Raw genomic sequence first — 11,484 nt, forward strand, 5'->3', positions numbered from 1 at the left:
CCAGAGCGCTACTTTGAGATGTATATTGCTGAACAGCAAATGGTAGCAGCTGCGGTGGGCTTACAGGTGCGAGAATACAAACCCTTCGCTTCAACCTTTGCGGCGTTCCTCTCCCGTGCTTACGATTTTGTCAGGATGGCGGCTGTATCTCGTGCCAACATTAAATTAGTGGGTTCCCATGCGGGGGTATCCATTGGACAGGATGGTGCTTCACAGATGGCTTTAGAAGATTTAGCCGCATTTCGGGCTGTGTGGAGTAGTACGGTACTTTATCCCAGTGATGCCAATCAGACAGCCAAGTTAGTTGCCCAAATGAGCGATCGCAATGGTATTGTTTATCTTCGCACAACTAGGGAAAGTACACCGATTATCTATGAATCTCAAGAAGAATTTCCCATTGGTGGAAGCAAGATTATTCGCAGTTCTGACCAAGATCAAGCGGCGGTGATTGGTGCAGGTATTACTCTCCATGAAGCAATTAAGGCTTACGACAGACTGAAAGACGAAGGAATCACAGTTCGCGTCATCGATGCTTACTCAGTCAAACCCATTGATATGCAGACATTGCATCAAGCTGCACGGGATACCGAAGGAAATTTAGTTGTAGTGGAAGACCATTGGATAGAAGGCGGACTGGGTGCGGCGGTGCTGGATGCCTTTGCTGGTACTAGCAACACACCCATTTATGATGGCCCCCAACTGCGATTAATTAAATTAGCGGTGCGAGATATGCCAAGTTCAGGCACACCAGAAGAACTACTTCATGCTGCCAAAATTGATGCAGATGCCATTGTGGACGCTGTGAAATCGCAAGTCAGACAGCCAGTGGGAGTATAAACATTAATGTCTAACTCTTTCTTCTGGTAGGAGTTAACAGCAAAAGCCACAGTTACCGTAGAAATTACTGTCACCAGGAGTGAAGAAAATGTCTGATAAGTATCGTACTGGAACTAAAGACGAACACTTCAATTTGATTAGTGTATTGTACCATGCTCTTAAGTGTTCTGCGTGCTGCGAAACATATATCCAAGATGCCGAACAAGCAGGCGATCGCGAACTCGTCCAATTCTTCCAAAATATCAAACAAGAAAACCAGAATACAGCAGAACAAGCCAAGCAGCTACTAGCCAAACGCACCGAGCAACTTGTAGCGCATTAGGTGAAGATTTTAGGCATACAGTGGGGTGGGCATCCTGCCCGCCTTCCTCATAAAAATAACATCAATTCCCAAAGTAGGTAAATTATGACGAGAGTAGCAATTAATGGATTAGGTAGAATTGGTAGAGCAGTTTTAAAGATTCTTCTGAATAATAACGAATTAGAATTAGTCGCTATAAATGAGATAATTCCACCAGATAATTTAGCTTATTTATTGAAATATGATACTGTTTATGGTAGATATGAAAAACCTGTAGAAAGTAATAGTAATAATTTAATAATTGGTTGTAAAACATATCAAGTATTTAAGGAAAAAGACCCAACTAACCTGCCTTGGGATGACTTAGATATTGATATCGTCTTTGAATGTACAGGAATATTCACCAAAAAAGAAAAACTAGAAAAACATCTGCAAGCCGGAGCTAAAAATGTGATCTTATCGGCTCCAGCCAAGACCAAAGATATTCAGACAATTGTGTATGGCGTTAACGAAACTCCCGAATCAGAGCGGATGGTTTCCTGTGCCAGTTGTACCACTAATTGCATTACTCCCGTCGTCGAAGTCATGGGCAGAAGAATCGGAGTAAAAAAGGCAATTATGACCACAGTTCACGCCTATACTTCCAGTCAAGAGATAGTGGATAGACCGCATAAAAAATTTACTAGGGGTAGAGCTGCGGCTGCTAATATAGTACCAACTACAACCGGGGCAGCGATCGCCACGGCTCAAGTTCTCACCCAATACGCAAACAAGTTTGATGGTGCAGCGATACGGGTTCCTGTCACGGTCGGTTCCATTGCAGATATCACTTTTGTCACCGCAAGACCAACTACTGTAGAAGAAATCAATAATGTTTTTAGAGAAGAAACCAATAACCAAAGATACCAAGATGTTTTAGGTGTCTGCGAAGATCCTATAGTTTCATCTGATATTATCCAAGATTCTCGCGCCTCAATTGTCGATTTAAGCATGACTCAAGTTGTGGATGGCGACTTAGTAAAAATCATGAGTTGGTATGACAATGAATGGGGTTACGCCTGTCAAATGGTTCGACAAGCCCAAAAAATGGCGAAAATCTCTCGATCTCTGCAAACTGTTTAAACGAACCGCCAAGTCGCCAAGTATGCCAAAAAAGAGATATCTGCGTACCTTTGCGGAAAGAAAAACCTATGCCAAATAACCAAAACTCTCCAAGAAGCGGGGCGAAAATGGACTTCAGGTTTATGTGATGGCAGAAATTTCGTCAAATATTGAGTTAGCCGCCGAGTTGCCAAAACTGAAAGTATGATGAAAGTGTGAAGCTAAACACTCAATTTACTTAAAAAAAGGGGCAGTAAATACCACAGTATGAATTATGAAACATGGAAAAGTCTTCTATCATAAGACTTTGCTTAATGTTTATGTATAAACACTGAACTTGAAATTGAAAAATAAGATTACGTAAATTACCTATATTTCGGAATATACTTGTGGCATGATGAAATGGCAACACAAATCGTATGTGAGTTACATCATGAAACTACAAAGTATTACTAATTTGACAGGCTTCATGGCTGCTGGTGTTTTAGCCTTATCTTCAACTCCTGCACAGGCTTTTTCATTCACGACTAACTTCACTCAGACTGGCGATGCCACAGAAAATATCTTTTTGAACTCGGTAGAGAAGAACGGAAACATCATCAGTGATTTTATCTTAGTTGAGAGCGCCACTATTATTGAAAATAATGGTGCTTTGGGTCCAGCCAGCTCAGATGCAGGAGATAATGCCGATGGTGTAGTTGCTGAAGATCCTACTGCTGTTCAGATAGCTGCTTCACTGGGAAATCTTAACCTCAACAACATCATAGATGGTGAAGATGATGGTCAGTTTAAACTCAACCTTTTCTTTGCCGACGCAGTAGATAACTTGTTTTTCTGGGAACGGGGACTGAATAGTAAGTTAAAGGTTGAAGCTATTGATGCTGTCGGCAATGTACTAGCAGGCTCCTCCGCTTTCACAATTTTGGCGAATATGTGGACAGATGCTGGTTATAGCATTGATACGACTGAGATTGGGAGCGCTCAAGCAGTTGGTTCTAAAGGTTTGGACTTGACAGCTTTCGGTCTAGCTAAAAACAGCTCTATCGTAGGGATTCGGGTCAGTGCTGAATCAAACTTTAACGGACCTGACTTCAAAGTTGTGGGTGCATCCGTGCCAACAACCGTACCTGAACCAGCGAGCTTGTTAGGTCTTGGTTTGGTAGCTGGAGTCGTTGGTTTATCTCGCCGTCGTCAAGCTACAAACAACGCTTAAATCACCTCTATCAATATATGTTTCGGCTTCGATAAAAAAAACCGATAATTAATTGATGCGATCGCACTTAATCTAAGTTAAGATTATGCGATCGTTTTTGCTATTGATAATCGAATTTGGCTTGACCTTTCTTAAACGGGAGCGATTCCAAACAAGATGGAGTTCTTCCATGAGAGGTTGACTCATTACCAACTGGAATTTGTGTTGATTAAATGCTTCCAAAATCGGCAACGTAACTCGTCCTTTTAGCAAAATGCGAATCCAAATGTTTGTGTCAATGACTACTCGCAACGTCATATCGGCTGGGATTCCTGCTTTAATATAGGCTTAACCCAAAAATTGATTTGTTAATCTTATATATGGGAGAACGGTAAAAGCTTCAAATGTGATCATTTTGACGTTTAACAAGTTTTGGTTTAGGAATTGGGGCAGTATTTTCAGGAATCTTATAATTGGCTACAGCTTCAGCAATTAACTGTACTTCTCTTTCTGTTAAACACTGAGGACAACTAACCATTGTTTGTAGCAGTGCGGGTACACCATGAAAAACTGGTACTGAACAATTATTAATTCCTAACCATTTAGCTATGGGAAACACCACAGGAGCATAAACAGAAGTATCAGGAAGGTTTGGAACTACAGAATTTATCCATCGGCTAAACATTTTTTGATGATAAGCACTTTGAGAAGTAGGACTATTAGATATTGCTACCCAACTGTTGCCTTCTCGACGTTTCCATTTATCCTGGTATGCAGTAAATGAACCTTTCCAGGTTTTAATTTCTAATAAAAAAATGCCTTTTAACCCGATAATTAAATGGTCTATTTCTGTTAAATCACCTGAGTTGTTAGTGGGAATTAAAGCATTATTGAACATTACCCATGTATCGGGGAAGGCTTGCATAATTGCTGATATACCCCACTCCCCCATGTTGCCTTGGAATTGATTTTTAACTTGTTGAAATTCATATACAAATGAACCTAATTGACCGAATAAATTATTACCTAAGACCTGATTAACTTCTTGACGTTGAGCAGATTTTTTAGCATTGATTTTTTCGTTAAATCTTGCCCTCAGTGTTGATGATTGTTGTAGAACTTTCATAGTAAATTATCCATTTCTATACTTTTGTCAATTCATCTACCCACAATAAATATTAAATCAGATTTAGTAAAACAAAAACCGCCTTATTAAGAATATCAAAGGCAGGCAAGATGCCCGCCCCACAAGAGAAGATAATTAACTCAGTGCTGAGAGTAAATCACTGTGAGCCTTGGCTAACGCTTCTGGTAACTTACTCGCATCCCGTCCGCCGGCTTGGGCTAAATTCGGTCTTCCACCACCGCCACCGCCGCAAATCTTGGCAATAGTACCGACAAATTTACCCGCTTGCAGTCCCTTTTTATTCACCTCTGCGCTGAAAGCTGCAACTATACTCACCTTCCCGGCTTCCGGAACAGAACCCAGCACCACAGCACCATTACCGATTTTTTGCAGTAACCTTTCCGCCGCAGTTTTCAATGATTCCGGGTCAACGTCTTCCATCTGCGCCACCAAAATTTGATAATCGCCTACAGATTCTACTGTTTGCAGCAAACTGTCTGATTTAGCGATCGCCAATTGTGATTTCAGTGTAGCTAATTGTTTCTCACTATTTCTCAGTTCAGTTTGCAGAGTTGTGATTCTCTCTGGTAATTCTTCGGGTTTAACTTTAAAGCGATCGCTTAAATCCTTAACTACATTATCCCGAACATTGAGATAATCCAAGATTGCTGGACCAGATACAGCCTCAATGCGTCGCACCCCAGAAGCCACACCCGCCTCAGAGATAATCTTAAATATGCCAATTTCCGCAGTATTACTTACGTGAGTTCCACCGCAGAGTTCCATTGACACGCTAGGGAAATCAATCACCCGCACTTCTTCACCGTATTTTTCCCCAAACATCGCCACAGCACCCCTAGCCTTTGCCTCGGCTATAGGTAATACTTCTATGTTTGCAGTATGTGCTTCCGCAATCCAAGTATTTACCTGGGCTTCAACTTGTTCCACTTCTGCTGCTGTCAAACCACGGGGACAGTTAAAGTCAAAGCGCAATCTATCAAAGGAAACCAGAGAACCGGCTTGAGATATACTATCATCCACAAGTTTCTTTAACGCCGCTTGCAATAAATGGGTTGCAGTATGGTTAGCTTCAGCGCGACGACGACAAGCCCGATCAATTTGAGCAGTTACAGTATCTCCTACTCGGATTGTACCACGTTCGATGCGTCCAAAGTGGATAAAAAAATCAGATTCTCTTTTCACATCTTCTACCCTCACCACCACACCATCACCGGAGATATAACCTTTATCCCCAATTTGTCCCCCAGACTCGGCATAAAATGGGGTTTGATTGATCACAATTTGAATTTCTGTCCCGGCTTCTGCTTCCTCTTGGGCAATGCCATCTATTAATATGGCTTCGACTTTCGCTGTCGCCGCAGGTTGGGTATAACCGATAAATTCCGTCGCCTGGATGTGTTCGGCTAACTTATCCAGGGAACCTTGCACAGTTAAATCAATGGTTTCGTGGGCAGCTTTGGCACGTTCCACCTGCTTTTGCATTTCGGCGTTAAATCCCGCTTCATCTACAGTTAGCTGATTTTCTGCGGCGATTTCTTGGGTCAGTTCCAGGGGGAAACCAAAGGTATCGTATAAAGTAAAGGCACTTTCACCGCTAATAGAGGTTTTACCTTGTTGTTTCACCTCTTGGATGATTTCCTCTAAAAGTTTCTCGCCTCTATCCAAAGTTCTGAGGAAATTGGCTTCTTCCCGTTGCAACTCAGCTTTAATTGCTGCTTCCCGTTGCCTAACATTGGGATAAGCTGATTCTGACAGGGAAATTGCAGTTTCGGCAACTTGGGTAATAAATTCGCTGTTAATTCCCAATAATCGCCCATGACGTACCACCCGCCGAATTAATCGCCGCAATACATAACCCCGTCCCACATTGGAGGCGCGAATTTCATCAGAAATCATTTGTACCACAGAACGGACATGATCACCAATAACTTTTAAGGAAACTTTGGTGGTTTCGTCGCTTTTGTGGTAATCAATTCCAGCGATTTCGGCGGCTGTCTCGATAATCGGGAAAATTAAATCAGTTTCGTAGTTATTCGGGACTTGTTGCAGGATTTGCGCCATCCTTTCCAAACCCATCCCAGTATCAATGTTTTTGTTTTGCAGAGGTGTTAAATTACCTTCAGCATCTCGGTTATATTGCATGAATACCAGGTTATAAAACTCGATAAACCGGGTATCGTCTTCTAAATCGATGTTTTCATCTCCCAATTCCGGGTGAAAATCATAATAAATTTCCGAACAGGGTCCACAGGGGCCTGTGTGTCCAGATACCCAAAAGTTATCGTCTTCGCCCATGCGCTTGATTCTAGCTTCGGGTACGCCAATATCATCGCGCCAAATATTATATGCTTCATCATCATCTTCAAAGACGCTGACTACTAGCTTTTCTGGTGGTAAGCCGAAAACTTGAGTGGATAATTCCCAACCCCAGGCGATCGCTTGTGGTTTAAAATAATCTCCAAAGCTAAAGTTACCCAACATCTCAAAAAATGTATGATGGCGTTTGGTGCGTCCCACATTCTCGATGTCATTTGTCCGGATGCACTTTTGCGATGTGGTGGCGCGATTAAATTCTGCTGTGCGCTGTCCTAAGAATATCGGTTTAAATGGTAGCATCCCCGCAATTGTCAGCAGCACTGTGGGATCTTCTGGGACGAGGGAAGCGCTGGGGAGAATTTGGTGTCCTCTTTCGGCAAAGAAGTTCAGAAATAAGTCGCGAATTTCGTTACCGCTCAGTTTTTGGGGATTTTCAGGCATGGGTTGAAAAATTAGTTTCAATAATAGTCGTTTTTACAGAAAAAGTATGCCCCAGGATAGGGCTTCTATGCCATCACACAGATGGACATAGATAAACACAGATAACTCTTTAATTTATCTCAATGAAAGCTGCTGTATCTCTATTTTGGCATTTTGTTTAAGTTTCCTGCCAGACATTTTTGCTTGTCGGGAGTTATGGCAGTTCCCATTCCAGTGAGGTACAAGCAGTAATAATTAAACGCAGATGGACGCATATAAACGCAGATGGTGGAAATTTTCTATAAAACTGCTCTACTTTTTTTCACTGTCTCTATCTGTAAATTCCACATTACCTAACTTTAGTCAGATGTGCGATCGCCGAAGGCGGGGCTTTGCCCATCGCTATCTGCACTGATAGTATCAATTTAATTAACAAAAATAAAATTTATATCTAGAGAACAGTAATGGCACTTAAACTAAAAGTTCCAGATATTGCTTGTGATCAATGTGCAGCAAAAATCACAGAATCTATTCACGTCATGGAACCCAATGCTCTAGTAGATGTAGATGTTCAAGATAAAACAGTCACTGTGGAAACTTCTGCTGCTGAGGAATCTATTAAACAAGTAATTGTTGCGGCTGGCTTTCACATTGAAGGCTATTGATGATGATTCGTCACCTTTAAAACTCATGTAAATACAAATTTTTTCACCGTGAAAGCTGATCAGATAACTTATAGCAATAACTTAAACCAAGATTCTTCAGTCTTGTAAGAATATTCCGTATTTATACTTGGCAAAAAATGTAAGATAAGAAAAATTAATTGTGAAATTTGATAATTGTTTAAGTTGAAGATACACGTATATTGTATATTTAAATTTTCTACATATTAAATTGAGGGTAGTTTTCCATTTAAATAAATACAGTTAGATTTAATTTTAGGAAAAAATCGGTAAATCTTAGCTTGAAATGGGGCAGAAAGTACAGTAATGAAAATTTCTATTCTGGTCTTTGGAAGTCAGAACTTTCTCAAAACACTTCCCCATCATATCCTTGATGCCAGGAATTTTAGTATAGAAGTTATCATAAATATGAATCAGGCAGTGTCGCACATTCAAATTACACCGCCGGATATAGTAATTACACAGGGGAGTATGGATGGCAGTATGGAACTGTGCCACTGGTTGAAAACTCAAACTCAGCTATCGTGGATCTACTGTATTTTTTTAGAAGATCGTCCCCAGCAACTGGTTGCTAGAGATCAGCAGGACTGGGAATGGGAATTAGAAACCACTGCAACTGCACTCAAACAAGGGGCCGATGCTTATATTTGGCAACTCCCTGAGACAAAAACAGAGTCTAATTTTACAGGTATGACAGCACATCATACTTTAGTGTTAGCTCAAGTGATGGTGGGTGTACGGAAAGCGCAGAAATACCGGGAGTTATTCCAGACAAATGATTTATTGTCAACTATCGCCTTAGCTGATTCCTTGACAGAAATGAATAATCGCCGGGCGTTGGAATGGGAATTACCCAGACAAATCATTCAAGCACGGACAAAAGGAAATCCCTTGAGTTTAATTATTCTAGATGTAGACTATTTTAAAAAAGTTAACGATACCTATGGGCATTTAGTTGGCGATCGCATCTTACAATTAATATGTAATCGTCTGCGGCGCAATCTGCGGTTTCAAGATACTGCTTTTCGTTATGGTGGCGAGGAATTTGTCTTAATTTTAGCTGACACTAATGCTGAAGAAGCATTTTTAGTGGCAAAGCGTCTTAACCGTATCATTGGCGATGAAACGTTTACAATCAACAGTAAACTAGCTATTAATATCACTATTAGCTTAGGTACTGCCAGTCTGCAAGCAAATGATGATGTGCATGGGTTCAGCTTACTGCATCGTGCTGATCAATACTTATTACAGGCTAAAGCTGCTGGACGTAACCAAGTTGTGGGGTGTGACTATTCTACCTCTGTTCCCCATCTCAAAGCAGTTTCTTCATAGAGACGCAATTCATGCAGCAACATCATCAATTATTCGTTGACAATCAATTACAGAAACGCGTTGTTGCATGGATTTGACTAAAACTTCGTAACTAGACCAATTTTCTTGCAGTAAATTTTTGGCTTGCAGAAGATGAAACCGTTTTTTCTGCTGAATATCTGCCGGCGAAAAACCTAAACCTGCTAAGACTCCAGTTAGTTTGCTTTGATCATCAGATCCACCTTGAGCATGATCAAAAACTAAAGTTTCTGCCACAATCCCCGCCATCCAAATTGTACAATAGCGGTCTATGATTTGGGTGCTGATTGTCCCCCGTTGTAATTGAGTTGCTAATTCACCATCATCAAAGCTAACACCACCTTGTCCCGGTTGTCCTTGTCTCCAAGCTTCCCAAGCGCTGAGTGTATAGCCAGTCACAGGAATATCTAGTAGATGCGCTGTTAGAAAATGGCCTGCTTCATGGTGGATAATGCGATCGCGGTGTTCAGGAGAAAAACCTGCAATCCAATCTAAAATTATCGTCCCTCCCTGACCTTGCAAACTGAAATTATCGAAAGTGGCTATTCCTAAAATAGTGAAGGTAGCAATAGCTGGTACGGCTGGGGACAAATGAATTAATGGCCCCAACAGCACTGATAAAGTCATCAGAAATATAGATATTGCCACTAAATTTAAAGCAGTCTGACTCATGGGGTTTTTGTAATTTAGTTAATCGTGGCGTTTAATTCTCTGAGTTCTTTGCACTTAGCCTCTGCTGCCTGATAAGCTGCTAAATATTCCTGACCACCCAACATAACATCCCCATAATATTCATAAGGTGCATCACCATAGATTGGTAATGGATTATCTTCGGGATAATCTTCTTTTGATTCTTCAATAATCGCTTTTAGTTGCTTGATACTAAAGCTTTGGGCAGCGAAATACCAAAGTTCTTGGGCTGTTTTATACAGGTGTGGTAAGGTGGGGTCGATAATATTCACAATAGAAGCATCATTTCCAGAGGCATCGCCTAATTCTATCCAGCCATGTTCAATCGGTTGGTATGGCATTTGGGCAACAGCTAAAAACCCCTGAACATATTTGGCTTTCTCTGTCGCTAATACTGCTCTGTAAGCGTTATCAAATGGCTGATTAGCTTTACTTTTTATGCTTTGGGCAATTAAGATTGAAAGCGTTTCGTTCAATGCTTTATTCATCTAGGGCAGGGATTAGAGCAATGACTAGAATATATGATCACTTCAGTTTATGCAAGTAAGCTTTTGTACCTATGGACACATTGGGTAGTACGGGCGGGTTTAGAGATATGATTCATGATTAACCGACATATTGGTTGAATCAAGAATCATTATGCCTTGAGGTTAACGGAGTGTGAATGATTTACGCCGCATCACTCCACTGCAACTAAAAGCTGAAGCAATTCTGTCATATATCCCAGACGATTTCAGCCAACTTAAGGAAAAATAAACTTTTGAATTAATTTGACTGAGCGAAAATCATTGTTAATCAGAACTTTTTTGCTCACCAGATTCTGGTGTATGAATGATACTTTGTTTCGGTTCTAATTCTATTTCAATTTTATTTTCTATTTGAATACCTATCTCTTGAATATCTATTTGTTGGTTGACAGATTCAGGAGGAGAGGGCATCTCGGTTTTTTGGGCTATAGCCTGAGACAGAGGATTTAAGGCTGTAACTGATATAGTTCCAAGTAGTAGCGCTAAAGCGACATTTCCTAAAGGCTTCATTGACTTACCTATGGCTAACGCCACGCTATAATATTGTCAGCAATTTACAAATGGTAAGTAGGGCTTGCTGTTCCCATAGCGTGCCGTTAGTTATTTTTGAGGATAGGGAACAGGGAATAGGTGCTGCTAATCGGAACTACTTTCCTCCATCGGTTTGGGAGTATTAGTGATACTTTGTTCAGGTTCTAATTCTACTTCCTTTTCCTCTTCTATTTGAATCTCTACCTCTCCCATCTCTATCCGTTGGTTAGTGCCAGGTTCGGGAGGAGATTGCATCTCTGTTTCTGGGGCTTCTGAGGCTTCTTGGGCTATAGCCTTAAACATGGGATTCAAGGCTGTCACTGACATAGTGCCAAATAGTAGGGCTAAAGCGAGATTTCCTAAAAGCTTCATATACTTAGGGGGTGCTG

At 41.0% G+C, this 11,484-nt stretch carries 14 protein-coding genes; 7 read left to right on the top strand and 7 right to left on the bottom strand.

Going from position 1 to position 11,484, the window contains the following annotated elements:
- The 4 genes from VB654_RS09530 to VB654_RS09545 all read left to right on the top strand — a co-directional run.
- Nucleotides 1-837: transketolase family protein (locus VB654_RS09530; protein WP_323213479.1), on the top strand; the 837-nt coding region annotated here is incomplete at its 5' end.
- 88 nt (nucleotides 838-925) lie between these two features.
- Complete coding sequence (locus tag VB654_RS09535; protein WP_323213480.1) at nucleotides 926-1,159, top strand: hypothetical protein; 234 nt, start codon at nucleotides 926-928, stop codon at nucleotides 1,157-1,159.
- 84 nt (nucleotides 1,160-1,243) lie between these two features.
- The gene (gene gap / locus VB654_RS09540; protein WP_323213481.1) at nucleotides 1,244-2,260 is read left to right on the top strand and encodes a type I glyceraldehyde-3-phosphate dehydrogenase; all 1,017 of its coding nucleotides are present in this window, start codon (nucleotides 1,244-1,246) and stop codon (nucleotides 2,258-2,260) included.
- 412 nt (nucleotides 2,261-2,672) lie between these two features.
- A complete protein-coding gene (locus VB654_RS09545) occupies nucleotides 2,673-3,452 on the top strand; it encodes an exosortase-dependent surface protein XDP2 (RefSeq protein WP_323213482.1) in 780 nt (259 codons plus the stop codon).
- Between the two features lie 72 nt (nucleotides 3,453-3,524).
- On the opposite strand, the gene VB654_RS09550 is transcribed toward VB654_RS09545, so the two are convergent.
- The 3 genes from VB654_RS09550 to alaS form a co-directional block, all read right to left on the bottom strand.
- On the bottom strand, nucleotides 3,525-3,749 hold the full coding sequence (locus tag VB654_RS09550) for a PIN domain-containing protein (RefSeq protein ID WP_323213483.1): 225 nt from the start codon (nucleotides 3,747-3,749) through the stop codon (nucleotides 3,525-3,527).
- Nucleotides 3,750-3,831: 82 nt separating this feature from the next.
- Nucleotides 3,832-4,557, bottom strand: a complete 726-nt coding sequence (locus VB654_RS09555) for a nuclease-related domain-containing protein (protein ID WP_323213484.1) — start codon at nucleotides 4,555-4,557, stop codon at nucleotides 3,832-3,834.
- Nucleotides 4,558-4,692: 135 nt separating this feature from the next.
- Nucleotides 4,693-7,335 (bottom strand): alanine--tRNA ligase, encoded by a 2,643-nt coding sequence (alaS, locus tag VB654_RS09560; protein ID WP_323213485.1) that lies wholly within the window; start codon nucleotides 7,333-7,335, stop codon nucleotides 4,693-4,695.
- A gap of 244 nt (nucleotides 7,336-7,579) precedes the next feature.
- Here alaS and VB654_RS09565 point away from each other — a divergent pair, with 244 nt between their 5' ends.
- From VB654_RS09565 to VB654_RS09575, 3 genes are all read left to right on the top strand, one after another.
- Nucleotides 7,580-7,729 (top strand): hypothetical protein, encoded by a 150-nt coding sequence (locus tag VB654_RS09565; protein ID WP_323213486.1) that lies wholly within the window; start codon nucleotides 7,580-7,582, stop codon nucleotides 7,727-7,729.
- A 49-nt stretch (nucleotides 7,730-7,778) separates the two neighbouring features.
- Nucleotides 7,779-7,979, top strand: a complete 201-nt coding sequence (locus VB654_RS09570; RefSeq protein WP_323213487.1) for a heavy-metal-associated domain-containing protein — start codon at nucleotides 7,779-7,781, stop codon at nucleotides 7,977-7,979.
- Nucleotides 7,980-8,303: 324 nt separating this feature from the next.
- Nucleotides 8,304-9,329, top strand: coding sequence for a diguanylate cyclase (locus VB654_RS09575; protein WP_323213488.1), 1,026 nt, complete (start codon nucleotides 8,304-8,306; stop codon nucleotides 9,327-9,329).
- 9 nt (nucleotides 9,330-9,338) lie between these two features.
- On the opposite strand, the gene VB654_RS09580 is transcribed toward VB654_RS09575, so the two are convergent.
- From VB654_RS09580 to VB654_RS09595, 4 genes are all read right to left on the bottom strand, one after another.
- Nucleotides 9,339-10,019, bottom strand: a complete 681-nt coding sequence (locus VB654_RS09580) for an ATP-dependent Zn protease (protein WP_323213489.1) — start codon at nucleotides 10,017-10,019, stop codon at nucleotides 9,339-9,341.
- 14 nt (nucleotides 10,020-10,033) lie between these two features.
- On the bottom strand, nucleotides 10,034-10,525 hold the full coding sequence (locus tag VB654_RS09585) for a hypothetical protein (RefSeq protein ID WP_323213490.1): 492 nt from the start codon (nucleotides 10,523-10,525) through the stop codon (nucleotides 10,034-10,036).
- Nucleotides 10,526-10,828: 303 nt separating this feature from the next.
- The gene (locus VB654_RS09590; RefSeq protein WP_323213491.1) at nucleotides 10,829-11,098 is read right to left on the bottom strand and encodes a deoxyribonucleotide triphosphate pyrophosphatase; all 270 of its coding nucleotides are present in this window, start codon (nucleotides 11,096-11,098) and stop codon (nucleotides 10,829-10,831) included.
- Nucleotides 11,099-11,200: 102 nt separating this feature from the next.
- Nucleotides 11,201-11,484 (bottom strand): hypothetical protein (locus tag VB654_RS09595; protein ID WP_323213492.1); only part of this gene is annotated, 284 nt, incomplete at its 5' end.

It is taken from the genome of Nodularia sp. UHCC 0506 (assembly GCF_034931045.1).
Taxonomy (GTDB): domain Bacteria; phylum Cyanobacteriota; class Cyanobacteriia; order Cyanobacteriales; family Nostocaceae; genus Nodularia.